The organism is Vibrio sp. 10N.261.46.E11 (assembly GCF_041472735.1).
Taxonomy (GTDB): domain Bacteria; phylum Pseudomonadota; class Gammaproteobacteria; order Enterobacterales; family Vibrionaceae; genus Vibrio.
In genome coordinates this window covers 35830-58345 of sequence record NZ_JBFRQW010000060.1, presented here as the reverse complement: position 1 = coordinate 58345, position 22516 = coordinate 35830, and the positions used below count along the sequence as shown (strand labels likewise).

General features: G+C 44.4%; 17 protein-coding genes and 1 pseudogene. 9 read left to right on the top strand and 9 right to left on the bottom strand.

The features are described from left to right. Together dtd and AB4407_RS17915 are read right to left on the bottom strand one after the other, a co-directional pair. Positions 1–435: a D-aminoacyl-tRNA deacylase gene (dtd, locus tag AB4407_RS17920; RefSeq protein WP_004735590.1), complete on the bottom strand. Its 435-nt coding sequence runs from the start codon at positions 433–435 to the stop codon at positions 1–3. Further along, a complete protein-coding gene (locus AB4407_RS17915; protein WP_012603002.1) occupies positions 407–1348 on the bottom strand; it encodes a virulence factor BrkB family protein in 942 nt (313 codons plus the stop codon). Before AB4407_RS17915 ends, dtd begins: the two co-directional genes overlap by 29 nt. Before the next feature lie 205 nt (positions 1349–1553). Between AB4407_RS17915 and AB4407_RS17910 the strand changes: the two genes are divergently transcribed. Together AB4407_RS17910 and AB4407_RS17905 are read left to right on the top strand one after the other, a co-directional pair. After that, positions 1554–2195, top strand: coding sequence for a DUF2959 domain-containing protein (locus tag AB4407_RS17910; RefSeq protein WP_372121507.1), 642 nt, complete (start codon positions 1554–1556; stop codon positions 2193–2195). A 20-nt stretch (positions 2196–2215) separates the two neighbouring features. Beyond that, positions 2216–2746, top strand: a complete 531-nt coding sequence (locus tag AB4407_RS17905) for an AAA family ATPase (RefSeq protein WP_372121506.1) — start codon at positions 2216–2218, stop codon at positions 2744–2746. A gap of 180 nt (positions 2747–2926) precedes the next feature. Here AB4407_RS17905 and typA read toward each other — a convergent pair whose 3' ends face one another. Continuing rightward, positions 2927–4762 carry a translational GTPase TypA gene (gene typA, locus AB4407_RS17900; protein WP_017059220.1) on the bottom strand — a complete coding sequence of 612 codons (1836 nt, stop codon included), beginning with the start codon at positions 4760–4762 and terminating at the stop codon, positions 2927–2929. Positions 4763–5326: 564 nt separating this feature from the next. On the opposite strand from typA, the gene glnA reads away from it, so the two are divergent. From glnA to AB4407_RS17875, 5 genes are all read left to right on the top strand, one after another. Next, on the top strand, positions 5327–6736 hold the full coding sequence (glnA, locus tag AB4407_RS17895) for a glutamate--ammonia ligase (RefSeq protein ID WP_372121505.1): 1410 nt from the start codon (positions 5327–5329) through the stop codon (positions 6734–6736). Positions 6737–7143: 407 nt separating this feature from the next. Next, a complete protein-coding gene (locus tag AB4407_RS17890; protein WP_372121504.1) occupies positions 7144–7713 on the top strand; it encodes a DUF4124 domain-containing protein in 570 nt (189 codons plus the stop codon). A gap of 168 nt (positions 7714–7881) precedes the next feature. Beyond that, a complete protein-coding gene (glnL, locus tag AB4407_RS17885; RefSeq protein WP_372121503.1) occupies positions 7882–8958 on the top strand; it encodes a nitrogen regulation protein NR(II) in 1077 nt (358 codons plus the stop codon). 110 nt (positions 8959–9068) lie between these two features. Further along, entirely contained in the window at positions 9069–10472 is a 1404-nt protein-coding gene (glnG, locus tag AB4407_RS17880) for a nitrogen regulation protein NR(I) (RefSeq protein ID WP_372121502.1), read from the top strand. A 108-nt stretch (positions 10473–10580) separates the two neighbouring features. Next, positions 10581–13151, top strand: coding sequence for an EAL domain-containing protein (locus tag AB4407_RS17875; RefSeq protein WP_372121501.1), 2571 nt, complete (start codon positions 10581–10583; stop codon positions 13149–13151). An 83-nt stretch (positions 13152–13234) separates the two neighbouring features. Here AB4407_RS17875 and hemN read toward each other — a convergent pair whose 3' ends face one another. From hemN to AB4407_RS17850, 5 genes are all read right to left on the bottom strand, one after another. After that, positions 13235–14626, bottom strand: coding sequence for an oxygen-independent coproporphyrinogen III oxidase (gene hemN, locus AB4407_RS17870; RefSeq protein ID WP_371707180.1), 1392 nt, complete (start codon positions 14624–14626; stop codon positions 13235–13237). A 347-nt stretch (positions 14627–14973) separates the two neighbouring features. Then, the gene (locus tag AB4407_RS17865) at positions 14974–15462 is read right to left on the bottom strand and encodes a DUF2489 domain-containing protein (protein ID WP_102572531.1); all 489 of its coding nucleotides are present in this window, start codon (positions 15460–15462) and stop codon (positions 14974–14976) included. Between the two features lie 6 nt (positions 15463–15468). After that, complete coding sequence (gene yihI, locus AB4407_RS17860) at positions 15469–16026, bottom strand: Der GTPase-activating protein YihI (RefSeq protein ID WP_372121500.1); 558 nt, start codon at positions 16024–16026, stop codon at positions 15469–15471. Then, positions 16026–16664: a class I SAM-dependent methyltransferase gene (locus AB4407_RS17855; protein WP_372121499.1), complete on the bottom strand. Its 639-nt coding sequence runs from the start codon at positions 16662–16664 to the stop codon at positions 16026–16028. The genes yihI and AB4407_RS17855 overlap by 1 nt, the downstream gene beginning before the upstream one ends. Before the next feature lie 557 nt (positions 16665–17221). Further along, positions 17222–17839, bottom strand: a complete 618-nt coding sequence (locus AB4407_RS17850; protein WP_372121498.1) for a cytochrome c — start codon at positions 17837–17839, stop codon at positions 17222–17224. Positions 17840–17987: 148 nt separating this feature from the next. On the opposite strand from AB4407_RS17850, the gene yihA reads away from it, so the two are divergent. Beyond that, positions 17988–18647, top strand: a complete 660-nt coding sequence (yihA, locus tag AB4407_RS17845) for a ribosome biogenesis GTP-binding protein YihA/YsxC (protein ID WP_372121497.1) — start codon at positions 17988–17990, stop codon at positions 18645–18647. Positions 18648–18752: 105 nt separating this feature from the next. Beyond that, positions 18753–18890, top strand: a pseudogene (locus tag AB4407_RS17840) (GTP-binding protein); the annotation flags it as partial. Positions 18891–19396: 506 nt separating this feature from the next. On the opposite strand, the gene polA reads toward AB4407_RS17840, so the two are convergent. Next, positions 19397–22195, bottom strand: a complete 2799-nt coding sequence (polA, locus tag AB4407_RS17835; RefSeq protein ID WP_372121496.1) for a DNA polymerase I — start codon at positions 22193–22195, stop codon at positions 19397–19399. Positions 22196–22516: the final 321 nt, after the last annotated feature.

The window sequence follows — 22516 nt, the reverse complement described above, 5'->3', positions numbered from 1 at the left end:
CTAAACCTGCAGCCAGAATGTCACTGGGCCATCATTAACCAAAGACACTTTCATGTCGGCTGCGAATCGGCCACGTTCCGTTGGCAACACTGATTCACATTGGTCAGAGAAGTAGTTGTAAAGACGCTCTGCATCTTCTGGGTGAGCACCGCGAGAAAATCCAGCACGTGTCCCTTTCTTGGTGTCAGCTGGCAGAGTGAATTGAGAAACCACTAATACCTTACCTTCTACCTGCTTTACATTGAGATTCATTTTATCGTCTTCATCTCCAAAGACACGATAAGTGGTCACTCGTTCCATCAAACGTTTGGCTTTGGCTTCGTCATCACCTTTTTCTACACCTAACAGAACTAATAAACCTTGCTCAATCTCACCCACGACTTCGCCATCAACACGGACGGCAGCTTCACTTACTCTCTGGATCAGTGCTATCACTGTTGTTTCCTTGCTCTGTAATTTTGTCTTTATCCGACGAGTGTACCATTTCTTGTGAGTCACTCCACTGTTCCTGCTCGCCCAACGCGGCCGTCACTTCAGCACCCACTAGCACAATCAACCAGCACAAATAGACCCAAACAAAAAGAATGGGAATCGCCGCTAATGCGCCATAAATCAACTGGTAAGACGGAAACTGAGTAATGTAAGCCGCAAAGCCTTTCTTACTGAGTTCGAATAACAGAGCCGCGACCAGAGAACCCGCTGCCGCATGAGAAAAGTGTATCTTTTTGTTGGGAACCAACAGATACAGACCAAAAAACGCAAAGAATGAGGTAATCAAAGGGAGCTTGCGAATCACTGTATTAAAAGCACTCGACACGACTTCGTTTTGTAACAAGTTTAATGATGTCACATACGACGTTGCAGCAATGCTCGCTCCGATCAAAATAGGCCCAAGAGTTAGCACCATCCAATACATCGAAAAAGACAACACAGCACGTCGCTTTTCCGTTACTCGCCAGATGTAGTTTAGGTTTTTATCAATATTGGAGATCAGCATCAGAGCGGCAATGAACAAGAACACACTGCCCACCGCCGTCATCTTGCCGGTATTAGCAACAAACTCCAGTAAAGCACCATGCACCGCATCCCCGGAAGCGGGAACAAAGTTGGTAATAACGAAGTTTTGAATCACTAAACCAACATCAGCAAAAACTGAAAATGACGACAAAATAGAGAGCAAAACCGTCAACATCGGTACGATCGAGAGCAAAGTAATGTACGCCAAGTACCCTGCATTCACATTAACTCTATCGTGCGTCATCCGCGTAAGAAGATAGCGGGAAAACTGGATGCTTCCTGTAGCTGCCTTTTTTATCTTCAACTTGTAACTCCCTGGTAACTCGTTCATAGTCCTAATTAATATTCCGTTATATTAATCACAGTAAGTAAATGTTCAAAAATAGCGTAGGAAAAAGGCTTGAGAACAAGGCAGAGTTTTGTGATAAGTAGTTATTCTACAATCAAAAACTCTAACGCCGTTATCGAGCATTTTAACAAGCTAGGTTGAGCAGTTATTTACTACGATTGATATTATTTAACTATAGGAAACTAGGATGCCTTATTTAATAGTTATAGTCCTCTCTATTTTTACTCTTACTGGATGCCAATCAGCTTATTACTCCGCCATGGAGCAAGTGGGCTACCACAAGCGTGACATTATGCTTGATAGAGTAGAAGACGCTAAAGAGTCGCAACAGGACGCCCAAGAAGAGTTTACTAGCGCACTCGAAGCCTTGAGTAGCCTGACTAATTTTAGTGGCGGCGACCTTGAAGACATGTACAACCAAATCAACGACAAATACCAAGACAGCGAAAAAGCCGCTCAAAATGTCAGTGATCGTATTGCTGCAATTGAAGATGTGTCGGATGCGTTGTTTGCAGAGTGGCAGGGAGAATTAGACCTTTACACTAGCGACTCACTGCGTCGTTCAAGTGAGCAAAAACTGCGTGAGACTAAATCGTCTTACCAAACCATGCTGTCAGCGATGAAACGGGCTGAAAAGAAAATGGATCCGGTACTCAACACTCTTCGCGACAACACGCTTTATCTCAAGCATAACCTCAATGCAAGTGCCGTTGGTTCGTTGCAGGGCGAGTTTATGAGCTTAGAAAAAGACATCGCCTACGCAATAGAACAAATGAATGCGGCGATAGCAGAATCGGATAAATTCTTAGCTCAACTGAATCAAAAGTAGCGCTTCAGAGAAGCAACATCATGCAGCCTATCATTATTACTGGCGGTCCCGGAGCCGGAAAAACAACACTGATTAATGCCTTGGGTGACATGGGTTACCCAACCTTCGCGGAATCTTCTCGTCAGTTGATAGAACAACAGAGCCAACTTGAGAACGGTATCTTACCTTGGTTAGACCTTCCGGGATTTGCTCGTCTATGTTTAACCGTCATGAGCGAACAAAAAGACCAAGCCCGTCAGCATCCAATTGCCTTTCTCGATCGTGCCATTCCAGACATTTGTGGCTATTTGGCTCAGGCGAAACTAGAGATAAACACAACCTACCGAGAAGCGAGCCAAGGTTATCACCCCCAAGTTTTGTTCTGCCGCCCAGAGGCTTCGATTTATGTTCAAGATGAAGTGCGCCCTTACCCCTTTGAAGAAGCATTAGAGATTCACCACGCGCTGGTCAACGTCTATCAAGAGCTAGGTTATGAGATCGTTGAAGTGCCATTTATATCGGTAGCTGAGCGAGTTCAATTCGTTGAAAGTCATCTAGGAATCAAAAGCTAGATTCCAGATATCTCGTCCCTCGATTCTGGAATGACGATTCGATGAATAGGCATGGAACACGCTCTTCGTATCCCGCATCTCGTTTACCCGTATCTATCCTAATGCCATATAAAACAAAAGCCCCGAGCAGCTAGGCTACTCAGGGCTTTCTTAATTAGCTAGAAGCTAGTCAGCTGGCAATTAAGCCTTAGCTGGACGTGCTGCACGCTTACGTTCGTTTTCAGTAAGAAGCTTCTTACGGATACGAATGCTTACTGGCGTTACTTCTACTAGTTCGTCTTCGTCGATGAACTCAAGAGCTTGCTCTAGAGTGTGACGGATAGGTGGCGAAAGAACCTGTGCTTCATCAGTACCTGATGCACGAACGTTCGTTAGCTGCTTACCTTTCAGACAGTTTACTGTTAGGTCGTTTGAACGGTTATGAATACCGATAATTTGACCTTCATATACTTCATCCGCGTGCTCAGCAAATAGACGACCACGTTCTTGTAGGTTGAATAGTGCGTAAGTCAGAGCTTTACCAGTCGCGTTCGAGATTAGAACACCGTTGTTACGTTGACCAATTACGCCGCCTTTGTGAGGACCGTAGTGATCAAATGAGTGGTAAAGAAGACCAGAACCAGACGTTAGCGTTAGGAACTCAGTTTGGAAACCGATAAGACCACGAGAAGGCATCATGAAGTCCATGCGAACACGGCCTTTGCCATCTGGAGACATATCAGTTAGCTCACCTTTACGTAGACCGATGTTTTCCATGATGCCACCTTGGTGCTCTTCAAGCACGTCGATAGTCACAGTTTCAAACGGTTCAGTTAGGTTGCCATCTTCGTCTTTCTTGATGATAACTTCTGGACGAGAGACAGCTAGCTCGAAACCTTCACGACGCATGTTTTCGATCAGGATAGATAGGTGAAGTTCACCACGACCTGAAACACGGAAACGATCTGGGTTATCAGTTTCTTCAACACGTAGTGCAACGTTGTGTACTAGTTCTTTCTCTAGACGCTCAAGGATGTTACGTGAAGTAACGAACTTACCTTCTTTACCCGCGAACGGAGAAGTGTTTACTTGGAACGTCATTGTTACTGTTGGTTCATCAACAGAAAGCGGAGTCATTGCTTCAACATTGTTTACGTCACAGATAGTGTCTGAAATTTTCAGCTCACCAAGACCAGTGATTGCAATGATGTCGCCAGCGTTAGCTTGCTCAACTTCGTGACGGTCAAGACCTAGGTAACCAAGAACTGTACCTACTTTACCGTTACGTTTTTTGCCTTCTGCATTTACGATAGTTACTTGTTGGTTTGGCTTAACAGAACCACGAGTAACACGAGCAACACCGATAACACCTACGTAAGAGCTGTAATCAAGTTGCGAAATTTGCATTTGTAGTGGACCGTCAAGGTCAACTGCAGGCGCGTCTACTGTATCAACAACAGCTTGGAACAATGGTTCCATGTTCTCGCCAGTTTCGCCTTCAGTCATTGTTGCCCAACCGTTTAGAGCTGAAGCGTAAACAACAGTAAAGTCTAGTTGCTCATCAGTAGCACCTAGGTTGTCGAAAAGGTCGAATACTTGATCCATAACCCAATCAGGACGAGCGCCTGGGCGGTCAATCTTGTTGATTACAACGATTGGCTTAAGACCGTGTGCGAATGCTTTTTGCGTTACGAAACGAGTTTGAGGCATTGGGCCATCAACTGCGTCAACGATAAGCAGAACAGAATCAACCATAGACATGATACGCTCAACTTCACCGCCGAAGTCCGCGTGTCCCGGAGTATCTACGATGTTGATGCGGTAATCATTCCAGTTGATTGCTGTGTTCTTAGCAAGAATGGTAATGCCACGCTCTTTTTCGATGTCATTCGAATCCATGACACGCTCTTCAGCTTCACCACGAGACTCAAGAGTGCCTGACTGTTGTAGCAGTTTATCAACCAAAGTCGTTTTACCGTGGTCAACGTGCGCGATGATCGCGATATTTCTTAACTTATCAATCTGTGGAGTAGACATGGATTCTCGATTCACTCATAAAAGGTAGCCGTCAATTATCTCAATTGTTTGGATAATAACCGCTAGCTTGATTTAAAAAACGGTCAATAATATACCAGATTTTAGAAAAAAACCCAGAAATATGTGATCTGAACCAAGGCTTTTTTCTCTATTAGCGATTCATATTCGCTTAACATCGATTCAATACGGTATAGAACAGCTAAATTCGTACGATTTTTAAAATCATTGCGCGCTAACTTCGAGCCAAATCTACCCCGAAAAAGAAAAGTGGATTGACAACGTACTCAATTCGTTGCTGAATGGTATTCGTTTGTGATTCATCATATTGGTGCACACCAAGCGCATTGCACCAACACGGTGCACGCAGAGATCATTTTGGTGCAAAATTCAAAAGTAAACGCAAACAAAAACAACTAAGCAATTGAAATTAATGGAATAATTTTTTTGGCACGCTTTTGGCAATAGACAAATCAGCATCGATTAATGCACATACAGACATTAATCAATGCTGGTTTCAACCGAATCGAGCTAATACCGAATTAATAACACTGGAGGTTATCCAAGATGTCAGTAGAAAATGTACTATCCCTGATCCAAGAGAACGAAGTTAAATTTATCGACTTACGTTTTACTGATACAAAAGGTAAAGAGCAGCATATCTCTATTCCTTCTCACCAAGTTGACGCTGACTTCTTTGAAGAAGGTAAAATGTTCGACGGCTCTTCAGTAGCAGGTTGGAAAGGCATTAACGAATCTGACATGGTAATGATGCCTGACGCATCATCTGCAGTTCTTGACCCATTCACAGAAGACGCAACGCTAAACATCCGTTGTGACATTCTTGAGCCTGCAACAATGCAAGGCTACGACCGTGACCCTCGCTCAATCGCTAAACGTTCTGAAGAATACCTACGCTCTACTGGTATCGCAGATACAGTTCTAGTCGGTCCTGAGCCAGAATTCTTCCTATTTGATGATGTTAAATTCTCAAATGACATGTCTGGTTCTTTCTTCAAGATTGATGACGTAGAAGCAGCTTGGAACACAGGTTCTGACATCGAAGGCGGTAACAAAGGTCACCGTCCTGGCGTTAAAGGCGGTTACTTCCCAGTAGCTCCTGTAGATTCTTCTCAAGACATCCGTTCTGCAATGTGTCTAGTAATGGAAGAGATGGGTCTAGTTGTTGAAGCTCACCACCACGAAGTAGCAACTGCGGGTCAAAACGAAATCGCAACTCGCTTCAACACGCTAACAACAAAAGCGGATGAGACTCAAATCTACAAGTACGTTGTACACAACGTTGCTCACGCATTTGGTAAAACAGCGACATTCATGCCTAAGCCACTCGTTGGTGATAACGGTTCTGGTATGCACGTTCACCAATCTCTAGCAAAAGACGGCGTTAACCTGTTTGCTGGTGATAAGTACGGCGGTCTATCTGAAATGGCGCTTTACTACATCGGTGGTGTAATCAAACACGCTCGTGCAATCAACGCATTTGCTAACCCATCAACAAACTCGTACAAGCGTCTTGTGCCTGGTTTTGAAGCTCCAGTAATGCTTGCTTACTCAGCACGTAACCGTTCTGCTTCTATCCGTATCCCAGTAGTACCAAGCCCGAAAGCACGTCGTATCGAGCTACGTTTTGGTGACCCAGCAGCTAACCCATACCTATGCTACTCAGCAATGCTGATGGCTGGCCTTGACGGTATCAAAAACAAGATCCACCCAGGCGAAGCTATGGATAAAGATCTATACGACCTTCCAGCAGAAGAAGCGGCTGAAATCCCAACCGTTGCTGAATCTCTACAAGAAGCTCTAGCAGCGCTTAGCGAAGACCGTGAATTCCTAACCGCTGGCGGCGTATTCTCTGACGACTTCATCGATTCTTACATCACTCTGAAATCTGACGACGTACAACGCGTGAACATGGCTACACACCCACTTGAGTTTGAACTGTACTACTCAGTTTAATCTCCAGTAGAGATAAGCCATTTCTTACTGCAACCTGTAAGAATCGCTAACTAAATATTAGGCTCGCCTCGCAGGCGGGCCTTTTTTATATTCTCCCTCCCTCAGCTTCCTCGTACCATACTAGATACCAATCGTAGTAAATGACTACTCAGCCTAGCTTGTTAAAACACTCGATAACATCGTTAGGTTTTTTTGATTGTAGAATAACTACTTATCGAAACTATTTTTTTTGCCGAGCAGGGCTGTCTCGTTCTCAAGCCTTTTTCCTGTGCTATTTGTGAACATTAACTTACTGTGATTGGTATTAAACAAAAGCCCTCAGAGGCTGTTGCTATAAATACAATAAAATCAATAACAAAACTAACGTCAAACGTGAAAACACCTAACGGTGGAAAGAGGCTAACGATATGAAAAACATACTGTTCCTAATCGGATTAACAGTCGCATTCTCGTGCTCTGCTCAAACGGTGTACACCTGGGAAGATGAGGATGGTGTGCTTCACTTTAGTGATACCCCTACCGATCAAGGTGCGGAGGCTCTTCGCCTACCTGACGTACAAGCTTCTGCGCCAGCCCCTAAATTTGAGGCCTCAACGCCTGTTGACGCTGCAGATCCCTCTACAACTAAAACGGCAACACCAGCTCAAGCTCAGGAAAAAACGGATAACACGAAACGAGAGGTACCCGCTCAGTTAGCCCTCAGCATGCTGACTCCAGTTCATGATCAAACCATCCGCAGCAACCGTGGCTTAATCCCCATTCAGATCGAACTCAACCGGAAATTAGGTATTGGTGAGCAGTTGCAATTAATGCTCGATGGCCGTCGTTATGGTGCTCCACAAACCCAGCCAACTTGGGAATTGAAAGGCATCGATCGAGGCACTCACACCATTGCAATTCAAGCACATAGAAGCGGCAAGCTTATTGCATCTACTAGTCCAGTCACCGTGTATTTACATCGAGCGACGCTCAAGTAAGCCAATGTGTTAAAAGAGGCCAAATTACCTCTACTTTTCACCTGATCGAAGCAGCTTTCAGCGACTCTAATGAATTATCTTTAGCTTCTGGTTGATATGCGCCATACTTGAACTTAGCTTCGCACCAATTTGGTGCAGTGAGAAAAACACCAGTTCAAGGACGAAATAGTGAATCGATCAGCCAAAAGCGACAGCATAGATACACATCATCTTTCCAGCGCCATTCTCGACAATATGGTGACCTCAACATTGATGCTCGATGAGCAACTGTATGTCCGATACGCCAATCCGGCGGCTGAACAACTCTTTTCACAGAGTGCGCGACGCATTGTTGATCATCCACTGAGTCAGCTTATCCAACACGCCTCTCTTGACTTGGCACTGCTGACCCAACCGCTACAAAGTGGCCAAAGCATTACCGATAGCGATGTGACCTTCGTTGTTGATAACCGCCCTCTGATGCTTGAAGTAACGGTTAGTCCAATCTCGTGGCAACGTGAGACGCTGCTATTGGTTGAGATGCGCAAGATAGACCAGCAAAGAAGACTCAGCCAAGAGCTTAACCAACACGCACAACAGCAAGCAGCTAAGCTACTGGTACGTGGATTAGCCCATGAAATTAAGAACCCGCTAGGTGGTTTAAGAGGTGCTGCGCAGCTGCTTGGAAAGATGCTCCCTGATCAGTCTCTGAATGAGTACACCCAAATCATTATTGAGCAAGCCGACCGCTTACGCGCTTTAGTCGATCGCCTACTTGGCCCGCAAAAGCCGGGAACCAAATCAGAAGAGAACCTTCACCAAATTCTCGAAAAAGTAAGGCAGTTGGTTGAGCTCGAATCGGGTTCGACGCTCGCTATCGAGCGAGATTACGATCCAAGCCTCCCTGCGATTTTGATGGACTCTGCGCAAGTTGAACAGGCGATGCTCAATATCGTGAGCAATGCGGCGCAGATTCTAAAGACTCAGGAATCAGGGAAAATCACCATTCGCACCAGAACGGTGCATCAAGCAAACATTCATGGGCAGCGACACAAGCTCGCTGCTCGAATTGAGATCTGCGATAACGGCCCGGGCATCCCCGATGATTTAAAAGACACCCTGTTTTACCCAATGGTCAGCGGACGAGAAGGAGGCACAGGGCTAGGGCTATCGATATCTCAAAACCTGATCGATCAACACAATGGGAAAATTGATGTTGAAAGCTGGCCGGGCAACACCACATTCACGATTTATTTGCCGATATAAGCAAAGCTGTGTCTCCCACTGGAAACAACGTTTCATTGGCAACACTAAATACCGAACAATAAAAACAACAATGATTATCACAATAGATTTCGCTGCAAAGGAATTGAATTATGAGTAAGGGATACGTTTGGGTCGTCGATGACGACAGCTCTATCCGCTGGGTAGTAGAGAAAACACTTTCATCTGCGGATATAAAGTGTGAAACATTTGCTGATGCAGAGAGCGTATTACTTGCTCTTGAGCGCGAGACGCCAGATGTATTGGTATCTGATATTCGCATGCCCGGCATTGACGGTATTGAGCTTTTGCATCAGGTTCATCAGCGCTCTCCCGACCTGCCAGTGATCATTATGACCGCGCACTCAGACCTTGATGCGGCGGTAAATGCTTATCAAAAAGGCGCTTTTGAGTATCTGCCTAAGCCGTTTGATATCGATGAGACACTGACTTTAGTAGAGCGAGCAATCGCCCACAGCCAAGAGCAAAAGCGAGAACAAGCCAGCGAAGCAGTAGAAGACACCAACGCGCCAGAAATCATTGGCGAAGCGCCTGCGATGCAGGAAGTCTTCCGCGCCATTGGTCGTTTGTCTCGGTCATCCATTTCCGTGCTAATCAATGGTGAATCAGGTACAGGTAAAGAACTAGTCGCACACGCCTTACATCGTCACAGCCCAAGAGCGAAAAAGCCCTTTATCGCCCTGAACATGGCAGCTATTCCTAAAGACCTGATTGAATCAGAGCTGTTTGGCCATGAGAAAGGAGCCTTTACTGGAGCCAACAGCGTTCGCCAAGGACGCTTCGAGCAAGCCAACGGGGGGACTCTGTTTCTTGATGAGATCGGCGACATGCCACTCGATATTCAGACTCGACTACTGCGCGTGCTGTCTGATGGACAGTTTTATCGCGTAGGTGGACATTCTGCGGTTAAGGTCGATGTTCGTATCGTTGCCGCAACCCACCAAGATCTTGAGCGCTTAGTACATGACGGTGGTTTCCGTGAAGACCTTTTCCATCGACTCAACGTTATCCGAATCCATATTCCGGCACTGCGCGAACGTAAACAGGACATTGAAAAGCTGACTCACCACTTCCTAGCATCAGCCGCTGAAGAGCTCGGTGTTGAAGTGAAGACACTACACCCAGAGACTATTCTGAAGCTCAATCAGCTCAATTGGCCGGGTAATGTACGTCAGCTTGAGAACATTTGTCGTTGGTTAACAGTAATGGCGAGCGGCAGCGAAATACTCCCTTCCGATCTTCCTCCTGAGTTGTTGGAAGAGAAGGTTATGATCAGCGAAGGTACTGATGGTAATTGGCAACAACTGCTGGCTAATTGGGCCAAGAGTGCACTTGATTCCGGCGAAAAAGAGCTGCTGACTTATGCTCTACCCGAGTTTGAACGTATATTATTAGAGGCCGCACTCAACCATACTAATGGCCATAAACAAGATGCAGCGAAAGTTTTAGGATGGGGAAGAAATACCCTTACTCGTAAACTCAAAGAGTTGTACTGATCCTTATATGCCTCTAGATACATATTTTTCAATACTAAAAAAGTGTCGCTTGCTTTGAATAGTATCGGTACAATTACAGTACACTATCTATCCAAACTGTAGCTAAAGATGTCTTTGAAAACACAAATTACCTTGAGAACCGCAGTGGTTCTGCCATTCGTGATGATATTTCTCTTCACTATGGGCGTAATGATTTTCACTCAAAAGCAAAGCTACAAGGAGATGGTGAGTGATATTAGTGCACGCCAACTAGCATCACTCACTGATAACGTTCATCAAAGCCTTGCCGATTTTTTAGAAAAGCCATTTCACGCTAACCTTTCACTAAGTCATAACATCGGTTATCACAACCTTTATAAAGAGAGTAATCTTAGTCAGGTTCAAGACTATATTCTTTATAAGTTTTCTGCGCATTTTCAAGCTATCCCTCAGCTTGATGTGATCGGCTTTGGTTCTAAAGATGGTAACTATGTCGGCTTTCGCAAAGAAACGAACCATGGCTTAACTTTAATGGCCCGGGATGATCGAACTCAAGGCAAACTTGTGATTTATCGTGGTAATACGATTAGCGGAGACATTCGAACCATAATTTCAGGTTATGACCCTAGAATTCGCCCTTGGTACACTCCAGTAGTGACACAGAACAAGGCTGTATGGTCATCAATTTATGCCAATGCAGATGAACGACAAGAGATCACTTTATCGGCTCTCGCTCCTATCTATAGTGATAACGAGCTCAAAGGTGTCCTCGCCAGTGATATCAAAATCAACACCTTTAATGCTTTTCTCAAGGATCTCAAAGATAAAACGGATGCCTCTGTCTATATTATTGATAAGCAACAGCGCTTAATCGCTCATTCGGGCGGAGGCAGCGTGGTATCTTGGGGAACGGGAAAAACAGATAAAGGTCAGCGCTTGTTAGCAACAGAGAGTGCTAACGCGGTAATACGTGAAAGTGCCCGTTATGTAGATAAGTTTCATCTAATCGATGATTTAAATGTGCAGCGCTTTAGTTTTAATTTAGATAACGAACGATATTTCAATCAACTTACCCCTTATGAAGATGAGTACGGCATCACTTGGATTATTGGTATGTCGATCCCAGAAAGTAGCCTACTTGGTGAATTACCAAAAAACCAAAGAAACAGCTGGTTACTCGGTCTAACGCTCAGTTGCATTGGTATTATCGCTGGATTAATTGCCTTTAATCGCGTAACTCAACCCATCACCTCAACAGCAGGGGCAGCAAAGCGCCTCGCCAAAGGTGACTGGGATACGAGCATGCCAAAAACGGGCAATATCTATGAAATTAGCATGTTAACTGCGTCATTTAATGAAATGACCAACAATTTAAAGGCTTCTTTTCAGGCGTTACAGGCTCAACTTACCTATGACTCATTAACTAAACTGTATAGTCGTGAAGGCTTTATTGATACAGCCAAGAAAAACCCTGAAAACGAAAAAGGTACACTTTACTTAATTGGTATTGACCGCTTTCGAGATATTAATGATAGCCTCGGCCATTACAATGGTGACCAACTGCTTATCATTGCGGCTGCTCGTTTAAGAGGTACGCTGCCATCGAACTTCCTGTTAGCTCGAACTGGCGGGGATGAATTTGCGATTTATGCTCCTAACATCAATCAAATAGATGACGTCCAGCTACTGACGAGCCGCTTACTTCGAATCTTTACCTCCCCATTTGCCATGGAATCAGAAAGCGTGGTCATCAAAGTATCAATGGGTGTCGTGAATGTCTCGAACGTCAACGACATTACACTGCTGCTACGCAACAGCAGTATAGCCTTGAGCAACGCAAAGCAAGACAAAACCAGTGTCAGTATTTACAACCCAGAGATGGGCAAAGCATCGAGATATCGTACCAAGATGCTGGCACGTCTTAACAAGGCAATTGAGCTTCAGCAGTTCGAGCCCTTCTATCAGCCTATAATCGACCTGGAATCCGGAGCTACCATAGGTGCCGAGGCTTTGGCTCGTTGGGTAACGGACGAGGGTATAATCTCACCTTTGGAGTTCATTCCTTTAGCAGAAGAAACAGGATTGATCTACGACATTGGTAAGCAGATTTTGCACAAGTCATGTCGAGATACCGCAATTGCGATTGAATCTGGAAAATGGAATAAAGACTTCTCTATTCACGTTAACTTATCTGTCGACCAACTGAGTGAAAGCGGATTTATTGAATTGGTTAAAACCACGCTGCGTGACACCAAATTACCGGCCCAAAACCTGACGCTAGAGATCACTGAATCACGCATCGTCGACAATGACCAAACCATCATCGATAATATGCTGACGCTAAAAGCACTAGGCATCTCGATTGCAATTGATGACTTTGGTACCGGCTATTCGTCACTGGCTTACTTACACAAACTGCCATTTGATTGCTTAAAGATCGATCGTAGCTTCGTCAGTAAGTTGGAAAAAGAGAACCTAGACAGCTCCATCGTCGCGGCCATCGTCAACATTACCAAGGGTTTCAAAGTGAGTTTGGTGGCAGAAGGCGTTGAAACACAACAGCAAGCTGAGCTACTCAAGCAGCTTCAATGTCCTTTAGCTCAAGGTTTCTTATACTGTCGTCCCGTTCCGTTTGACCAATGGCCTACCGATCTCATCAATGTTGAACAGAATACAAAGGTCAAAGAGAACCTCGCCTAAATCAGGCAGAAACCGAATGAGTCAGATACAAAAATGCCAACATGATGCTGGCATTTTTTATGTTTCTATTCTCTATCGATTTATTAGATGACGCGAGAAAATTGCTGTTGGCGAGCCTTGGCACGTAGGTATTTATCAAAACACATACAGATGTTACGGATCAGCAAACGGCCACGCAAAGTTACGCGGATTTCTTTGTCATCGACTTCAACCAACTCATCGTTGATAAAGGTTTGTAGAAGCTCTAAGTCTTCTTTGAAGTAGCGATTAAAGTTAACCGAGAACTCAGATTCGATCATTGTTTTATCAAGCTTGAAGTTACAAATCAGCTGCTTGATCACTTCTCGACGTAGAAGGTCGTCACTGTCTAGAGCTACACCTTTCCAAAGTGCATGACGCAGGTCATTCACCTGAGCGTAGTACTTCTTCAGCTCTTTCTGGTTTTGAGCGTAAGCATCACCGACCATTGAGATAGCAGAAACACCGAAACCAATTAAGTCAGCTTCACCTTGGGTCGTGTAGCCTTGGAAGTTACGATGCAGAATACCTTCACGTTGTGCTACGGCTAGCTCATCTTCAGGTAGTGCGAAATGATCCATACCAATGAACTGATAACCCGCACCGGTTAGCGTCTCGATAGTATCTTGTAAGATAGCCATCTTCTCTTTCGCTTCAGGTAGGTCTTCATCTTTTATCTTACGCTGCGCAGCAAACAGTTGCGGCATGTGTGCGTAGTTAAATACAGATAAACGGCCCGGCTTCATTTCTAACACTTGCTTCAATGTTTCAGCGAACAAAGCTTGAGTCTGCTTTGGTAGGCCGTAGATCAAATCCAGGTTAGTTGAACGGAAGCCTAGCTCTGTCGCACGTTGAACCATTGCAATAATGAACTCTTCATCTTGCTCACGGTTAACCAGCTTCTGTACTTCTTTATTAAAGTCTTGCACGCCAATGCTCAGACGGTTGAAGCCTTCATTTCGAAGGTGGTCAAGTACGTCTAGCTCAATCTCACGCGGGTCAACTTCAATACTGATTTCAGCGTCAGAGGTGAAGTTAAACTCTTCACGCAAAATGCCCATCAAACGAGTGATTTGTGTTTTGGTCAAGAACGTTGGTGTACCACCACCGAAGTGCAGTTGAGTCACTTTACGGCCATTCAATAAAGAGGCGCGCTGGCGGATTTCATGTTCAATCACATCCAAGTACTCATCCGCTTTATGCGAGTGACGAGTAATGACTTTATTACAACCACAGTAGTAACAAAGCTTGTGACAAAATGGGATATGCACGTAAAGAGAGAGTGGACGATCAGGATATTGAGTACACGCCATGTCGTAATCAGCGACAGTAAACGCTTCATGAAACTCCAACGCAGTTGGGTATGAGGTGTAACGAGGTCCCGAATAGTTGTACTTGTTTAAGATTTCTTGATCCCAAACGATTTGCTGATTCGTTGTTACTGGCTTGCTCGACATAGCGGTACTTCCAATTTAGATCCGCGAGAACCTAAGGTCTCTCAAATCATTTTACATACATTAAAATATAGACGGGTTATTTTGCCACACGACCAGTAAGGTCGTTCCAAGACAAAATCAATTTTTCAGACAAAAACTCAGAACTGCTAGCTTGATCACTAACAAAGCGTCGGGATTAACGAGACGCAAAAGGTAAGAAGGCTCATTTAACATTGTCTATTAAAAGGCGAGGCGACTTAAAAACAATATGCCTTTAAGACAAAGCGTCTTAAAGGCATAGGTATTAAAAGCAGCACGTCTTAAAAATAGAGTATTAAACAAGCCTCTACATTAAATAGTCTTAGTGACTAGATCATCTGAATGTTGATTTGGTTGTTGAGAGGCTTAACCTTCTCCTGCAACCTTTTCAAATCTTCGATGACCGCATCATTCAAGCGAGTCTCTGCCTTATGGCGCGTGAGATTCTGCTGCATGCGATCTTTCTTCGTCAGTTCCTGTCTTGCATCTCCGCGAGCCATATCTTTTACGATATGGTACAGCTCAGAAAGAGCAGGATATTCAGAATCAAAATCAACACGCTCATCACCCTGAACGTTATCCATAATGATACACACTCGGATACTGATCTCAGGTAAATCACACTGCCCTTGAATGCCCGCTAGACACAAAGTATTTACGTTGTCGTAAATCGTCGCGTTACGTTTTTCAATGGCTAGTGCTTGATGCTGCTTTTGCAACTCCGTCTGCTTCTTCACTTGAAGTAGAAGGTAACCTGCGTAAGAGCCCAAGCCGAGAATGATAATTCCACCAGCAATTGCTAATAAGGTTACGTTCATTGGCTATTAACCTTTAAAGCTGTCTAAGTCGAAGTCTTCGAATTGAGATAGCAAATCTTCGTCAGAGCTTGCTTTCTTCTTAGAGGCAACTGGTGCTTCTTCGAAGATCTCTTCTTCATCTTCTTCTGGCTCTAACAGACCTAAGCGGCCCATTAGGTGTTCGATACGATCAAGTTTCTCGTCAACGAACTTCTGTAGACCTGCACCTAGGTTTTCACCATTTTCAAGGCGATCTAGCAGCGTGTTCAGTTGAGCATCATTCTCAAGCATCTCTAACTCTTGTTCGTTAGATAGCTTACGCTCTTGTTTCGTCGGCTTCTTCGCTGGTTCTACAATCAACGGGATTTTTTTCTTGCTGCCTAAACGAGGGTCGCGAGCTAGTGCAGCTTTACGCTGTTTTGCTTCGCTACCATCAGAGTGACGGCTGCCAGACTTAAGGCCTTTACGCTTTTTAACACGCTTACGTTCACGACCTTCAACATCAGATTCACTACGGTTACGAGTAACCATAGGTTCCGGAGCGCCAAGTGCTCCCGGTTTTCTTGATTTCTTACTACGACCCATTACTGCACTTTCCTCAGTAAAATTACATCATTTCCAAAAAATTCTAGTTCGAGCTTATCCCGCTCTGCCAAAAACTGGAATGTTTGACGACTAAAGAAGACGACATGTGTCGGGTCATTCTTGTAGTGCCAACCAGCAAACGCGTCTACGTCTATTACTAGCTTAGTCATAAGACCAATCCAGCCCTTGGGTTTAACTAAATTCAACCATTGCTGCCACACTTTGTCTGGGTGATAAAGATGCTCTATCACCTCCGTGGCAGTCATAAAGTCATACGTTTTTTCCAACACAGAAACTTCTGGGTGGTAATAGATATCGTACAACTCCATGGTGTGTCCGGCTTCTTCTAACATAATAGATAGCGTAGGGCCTGGGCCACAACCAAAATCCAACCCTTGTGAGTTAGATGAAATTTTGTCTGTTAGTGGATCCGCGATGCGAGATAGAAAACGGCGATAGCCTGCATCACTAGGATCGTTCTCATGGAGATCATAGTGTGCTTTTTCTTCTTTTGCTTCTAACCTTTGTTCTGGTTTAACAAATACCAGTTCACATTGCTGACACTGCAGATAGGCTCTGCGTTTGTCTTCAAAATAGTGATTCACGCCTTGGTGATGGCATAAGGGACAAGTATACATAGCACATCCTTAAACAGGGATGCGAAACATACCAGAAACTGAGTTTATAGTGGAGAGGTATTGGGTGTTTTTTCATCAAATCAATAAAAAAAGCGATAGGAAAACCTATCGCTCTCTAAATCTGCCTATATCGGCCAAAATTTGCATACTCAACTTGGTACACAAATCTCCATTTGTTATTGGTGCTTTCCATGCCAAATTTGTTTGTTGTTCATCGTCCTGATGAGTTTTGGCTATCCTTTTCTAACACCTTGTTGCTGGGCTGTCCTAGCCTGATCCGTTTCTGTCTATACCGTTAGACTAGATGATCATCCGTATCTAAGTCAGCTCCTAGCTGATGGCCGCTACTTTACCTTTTTACAAAAAGACTACAAGAGTGCGAGCTCACACTTTTGTACACAATTCGAACACACATTGATAAATTAGACATTAACACAAACCGTACAAATAAAATCAATACAAAAGAAAACGCCCCAACCATTACTGATCGGGGCGTCTCTTCAATTTCGCTCGAACGTACATTTCATTACTCTGGCTAAGAGCAAGAAACCGACATATTAGTGTAAACCACCAACGTACTTCGATAAGGTATCAATATCTGCGTCTGTTAACTTTTTAGCTACATCACGCATCATCGCATTCATGTCGTTATTACGGCTACCATCGCGGAATTTCTCAAGTTGAGCCTTGATGTAATCTGCGTGCTGACCTGAAATCTTAGGGAAACCAGAAAGTTCGGTACCATTACCACGAGGGCCGTGACAAGCAATACACGCCGTTAGGCCGCGTTCTGCATTACCCGCCGTGTAAAGAACCTTACCTTCATCTACTACATTTTCAGGAGTAGAGTTACTAGAGATAGGGAGAGATGCGTAGTATGCCGCTAGGTCAGCCATATCTTCTTCAGATAAAGGCATCGCCATTGCACCCATTACAGGCTCGTAACGACCTTGTTTACCACCACTCGTCATACCTAGCTTAAGCTCTTTTAACTGCTTCTCTAGATACTTCTCATGTTGACCAGCCAGCTTAGGGTACTGAGTGATCAGACTGTTGCCGTCAGCACCGTGGCAGGCAACACATGTTTGTGATTTGGCTTTACCAGCTTCAATACTACCTTGAGCCCATACTGAGCAGCTGGCTAAAAGACTCAAAATTAGCGCTAATTTATTCATGACATTCCATTATAATTATCAAGCTTCCAGTACCACTCTATGTTGCCACTCATGGTACAATAGGCGACCTTATGCCGAGCACGGTTATTTTACACAAATTCACAAAAAAGTAATCAATCGACTACACAAAGTCGAGATGGAGTTAACAGTGAGCGTAAAAATTCATTATCAAAACACGCATTTCATTACCAGTGCACCTGATATTCGTCATTTACCAGAAGACGAAGGGATCGAAATTGCGTTTGCAGGACGCTCCAATGCTGGTAAATCTAGCGCACTAAACCGCGTTACCAACCAAAAAAGCTTAGCTAAAACCAGTAAGACACCAGGTCGTACTCAGCTAATTAACCTATTTAAGGTGACAGACGGTTGTCATATCGTCGATTTGCCTGGATATGGCTTTGCTCAAGTACCGCTTGAGATGAAGAAAAAGTGGCAGAAGTCGTTAGGTGAATACCTACAACGACGTGAAAGCCTAAAAGGTTTAGTGGTATTGATGGATATCCGTCACCCAATGAAGGACCTTGACCAACAAATGATCTACTGGGCTATCGATAGCCGCATCCCAGTACAGGTTTTGTTAACAAAAGCAGACAAACTGAAGAGTGGCGCGCGTAAAGCACAGCTACTGAAAATCCGTAATGATGCGAAATCTTTCGGTGGTGATGTAGCGGTTGATGTCTTCTCTTCAATGAAGGGCATCGGCGTTGACCAACTGCGTGCCAAGATGGATGAGTGGTTCGCGCCAGCGCTTGCAGATCAACTTATCGATGAGTCAGAAGACGAAGAACACAACGATTCAGAGTAGTCTCTCTTCTATATAGAGGGATTAGATCGCTACTATCAAGTGATCGCACCTTATCAATACCCCGCCTTGTATAGGTGGGGTATTTTTTTGTCTGTAAGTTCGAGAGTTAAAGCCACCAACAATATCTCTTCTATGGCGCAATCCATCCAGATCACTGCCGAAGCACTGAAATACAGCACCGAGAAACAACAGGAAATCATGGACTACATTGAGCATTCACCCACTCAATGTCCTGATAAGTAAGACGTAAGTGATCAATGCATTATGAGTAACTTGTAAAATAAAAGTTATTTCCAAGAATAAAACAATCCACTTAGAGACGGATTTAAATTACCAATTGCTGATCAAATTCCAGATTTAAGACAAATCCAGTGATAGAGAGAAAGTTTCTAGAAGAAGAGAAAAGGTACTAAAAAGAAGCCGATTAACGCGGGAATTATAGGTTGGAAATATTTTTCTTTCGCACAAGAAAAAACGCCCCAGTCAAATACTGACTGGGGCGGCTGAATCAGCCTAATCCAATAACGTGAAACAAAAGGTCTGAAAGATAGAACATCTTACCTCTGTACCCTACAAGATTTAATGTACAACAATTGCTCAGAAATGAAAACCATTTTTGTAGTTTTTTTTCATGAACGTTTTATTAAAACACCCAAAATCTTCTTATGAGTTAACTTTATTCGAGACAAAAAAAAGCCAGTGTTTGTGCACTGGCTCATACTAATTTACTCAATAAGGTCAAAAACTGATTAGTGGGCTTGATCCCAGTTGTCACCGTGGCCAGCTTCCGCGACAAGCGGTACTTCTAGCTCTGCAGCAGATTCCATCAATTCTTGTACTTTACTTTCAATTTCGGCTAAAGCTGACTCTTCCACTTCGAAGACCAATTCATCGTGTACTTGCATAAGCAGTTTCACACGACCATCGCCTTCCGCTTGAATCCATTCATCAACCAACAGCATCGCTTTCTTAATGATATCTGCTGCTGTGCCCTGCATTGGCGCGTTGATTGCCGCACGTTCAGCAGCCTTACGACGCATGCCATTTCGAGATTGAATCTCAGGAAGGTGCAGACGACGACCGTAAATGGTTTCAACAAAGCCTTGCTCTGAAGCCGCGCTGCGTGTGTCTTCCATATACTGCATCACACCTGGGTAACGCTCAAAGTAAGTATCCATGTAGTGTTGTGCTTCGCCACGAGGAATACCTAGCTGCTTAGCCAAACCAAAAGCACTCATGCCGTAGATAAGACCAAAGTTAACCGCTTTAGCACGACGACGTTGCTCAGTGGTTACCTGCTCAATATCAACGCCAATGATCTCCGCAGCCGTTGCCGCGTGGATATCTTTGCCTTGTTGGAATGCTTCCAGCAGCGCTTTGTCACCCGATAGGTGCGCCATGATACGCAATTCAATTTGAGAGTAATCGACCGCTAGAATCTTCCAACCATGTTGTGCAACGAATGCTTGGCGGATACGACGACCTTCTTCATTACGAATTGGGATGTTCTGTAGGTTTGGATCAGTCGAAGACAAACGCCCCGTCGCCGTTACCGCTTGGTGGTAAGACGTATGAACACGACCAGTTTCAGCGTTGATCATCTTCGGCAGTTTATCTGTGTACGTCGACTTAAGCTTCGCAAGACCACGATACTCAATGATCAGCTTAGGTAGCGGGTAATCAAGCGCCAGCTCTTGAAGCACTTCTTCGTTGGTTGAAGGCGCACCTGATGGCGTTTTCTTGATAACTGGCAGACCCATTTTCTCAAACAGGATCGCTTGCAGCTGTTTTGGCGAGTTCATATTGAACTCTTGCTCTGCAATCTCGTAAGCTTTCTGTTCTAGCTCATCAAGACGAACAGCAATCTCTTGCGATTGAGCGCCTAGCAACATGTCGTCGATGAATACGCCAGTGCGTTCAATACGAGACATCACTGGAATCAGTGGTACTTCGATCTCTTCATAAATCGTTTTTAGTTTTTCATCTTGCTCGATGTTTTCCATTAAGCGGTTATGAAGACGCAGTGTTACGTCAGCATCTTCTGCAGCGTATGGAGACGCCTCACCCAGCTCAATCTGGTTGAAAGTAAGCTGCTTCTTACCTTTACCTGCGATTTGCTCGAATGAGATGCAGCTGTGTTGTAGGAAGCGCAGCGCTAGGCTATCCATATCATGCTTGCCGCCAACACTATTGAAGACGTAAGACGCTAGCATGGTGTCGTGTTTGATGCCTTTCATCTCGATACCGTAGCGCGCTAAAACGCTCATATCGTATTTCAGGTTTTGACCGACTTTAGCTTGTGCGTCATCTTCAAGAATCGGCTTAAGTTGTTCAAGTACCCAATCACGATCCAGCTGTTGCGGTGCATCTAGGTAATCATGAGCAACAGGTACGTAAGCGGCAACGCCTTCTTCGGTTGCGAATGACAAGCCAACAAGGTTCGCGACCATGTAATCTAAGCTGTCTGTTTCAGTATCAAAGGCAAACACCTCTGACGCTTTCAATTTCTCTAGCCACGCATTAAAAGAGGCTTCATCTAAGATGGTTTCGTAGTTGCTGCGATCAATTGTCACTGCAGAGGTGTTCATTTCTACGGTAGAAGTAGTTGATGTTGTGCTGCTGCGTACTGCACCCGACTTCTCATCCGCCTCAACCACACCACTGCCACCTTCAAGTAGCTCATTCAGCCAAGATTTAAAGACCAGTTGACCGTATAGCTTAATCAGCTCATCCGTGTTTGGTTGTGCTTTTACAAGCGACTCAGGTGTCTCTTCTAGCTCGACGTCCAGTTTGATCGTTGCAAGCTCGTAAGACATCTCAGCATTGTCTTTATTATCAATCAGCTTCTTAGCCATGGTCTTTGAACCACGAAAGCCAAGCGTCGCGATATCATCAAGGTTTTGGTACAGCTTTTCGATGCTACCAATGCCTTGCAACAAAGCAGTCGCTGTCTTGTCACCGACACCCGGAACACCAGGGATGTTATCGACTTTATCGCCCATCAGCGCAAGGTAGTCGATGATAAGCTCTGGTGGGATACCAAACTTTTCAATAACACCTTCGCGATCCATCACCACGTTAGTCATGGTGTTGATCAGGGTAACGTTATCATCAACCAACTGCGCCATATCTTTATCACCAGTACTGATAAGCACAGGCATACCCATCGCAGAAGCTTGAGAAGCAAGCGTACCGATCACGTCATCCGCTTCAACGCCGGGAATAGAGATAAGTGGCAAGCCCATCGCACGAATCACATTGTGCAAAGGTTCGATCTGGCAACGAAGATCGTCAGGCATGGGTGGACGGTTTGCTTTGTACTCTGGGTACATGTCATCACGGAACGTCTTTCCTTTCGCATCAAAAATAACCGCAATACGATCAGAAGCAAATTGACGCATCATGCTACGCAGCATGTTAACTACACCGTAAACGGCGTTCGTTGGGATATCACCATTGCTCATTGTGCCAGGGTAAGCATGGAACGCGCGATATAGGTAAGAAGAGCCATCGATCAGAATCAATGGATTATCAGGAATACGAGCCATAATGTTTGTGTATCCAGTAAGTACAGAAATTATCTGTTAAGAATGCCACGTCTGTTGGTTGGATTCCATGTTGTCGATCTGTATCCGTTCACTCGGTTGTATTCGTTATAATCGATTTGTTGTTATTTTTTGTTCTTAGACGCAGGCGTTCTGTGGATAACTCTGTTTATATTATTTATCCACCCTGTTGAGAACTAAGGTTAACAAATCAAAAAACAACAATAAAACACTGAAAATAAAGAGTAATTTTACAGATCGAACATATGATCAACGATCTTTTTACGATCCTGCATTGTGGAAAAGAATGCTGATGGCGTTTTA

Bases quoted from the DNA above. Each gene is read 5' to 3' on its own strand.
- AB4407_RS17910 (WP_372121507.1), top strand. From the start codon at position 1,554: ATGCCTTATTTAATAGTTATAGTCCTCTCTATTTTTACTCTTACTGGA.
- AB4407_RS17865 (WP_102572531.1), bottom strand. From the start codon at position 15,462: ATGAACGTAACCTTATTAGCAATTGCTGGTGGAATTATCATTCTCGGC.
- hemN (WP_371707180.1), bottom strand. From the start codon at position 14,626: ATGTCGAGCAAGCCAGTAACAACGAATCAGCAAATCGTTTGGGATCAA.
- AB4407_RS17905 (WP_372121506.1), top strand. From the start codon at position 2,216: ATGCAGCCTATCATTATTACTGGCGGTCCCGGAGCCGGAAAAACAACA.
- AB4407_RS17890 (WP_372121504.1), top strand. From the start codon at position 7,144: ATGAAAAACATACTGTTCCTAATCGGATTAACAGTCGCATTCTCGTGC.
- AB4407_RS17875 (WP_372121501.1), top strand. From the start codon at position 10,581: ATGTCTTTGAAAACACAAATTACCTTGAGAACCGCAGTGGTTCTGCCA.
- glnA (WP_372121505.1), top strand. From the start codon at position 5,327: ATGTCAGTAGAAAATGTACTATCCCTGATCCAAGAGAACGAAGTTAAA.
- polA (WP_372121496.1), bottom strand. From the start codon at position 22,195: ATGGCTCGTATTCCTGATAATCCATTGATTCTGATCGATGGCTCTTCT.
- glnG (WP_372121502.1), top strand. From the start codon at position 9,069: ATGAGTAAGGGATACGTTTGGGTCGTCGATGACGACAGCTCTATCCGC.
- AB4407_RS17850 (WP_372121498.1), bottom strand. From the start codon at position 17,839: ATGAATAAATTAGCGCTAATTTTGAGTCTTTTAGCCAGCTGCTCAGTA.
- yihI (WP_372121500.1), bottom strand. From the start codon at position 16,026: ATGGGTCGTAGTAAGAAATCAAGAAAACCGGGAGCACTTGGCGCTCCG.
- typA (WP_017059220.1), bottom strand. From the start codon at position 4,762: ATGTCTACTCCACAGATTGATAAGTTAAGAAATATCGCGATCATCGCG.
- AB4407_RS17915 (WP_012603002.1), bottom strand. From the start codon at position 1,348: ATGAACGAGTTACCAGGGAGTTACAAGTTGAAGATAAAAAAGGCAGCT.
- AB4407_RS17855 (WP_372121499.1), bottom strand. From the start codon at position 16,664: ATGTATACTTGTCCCTTATGCCATCACCAAGGCGTGAATCACTATTTT.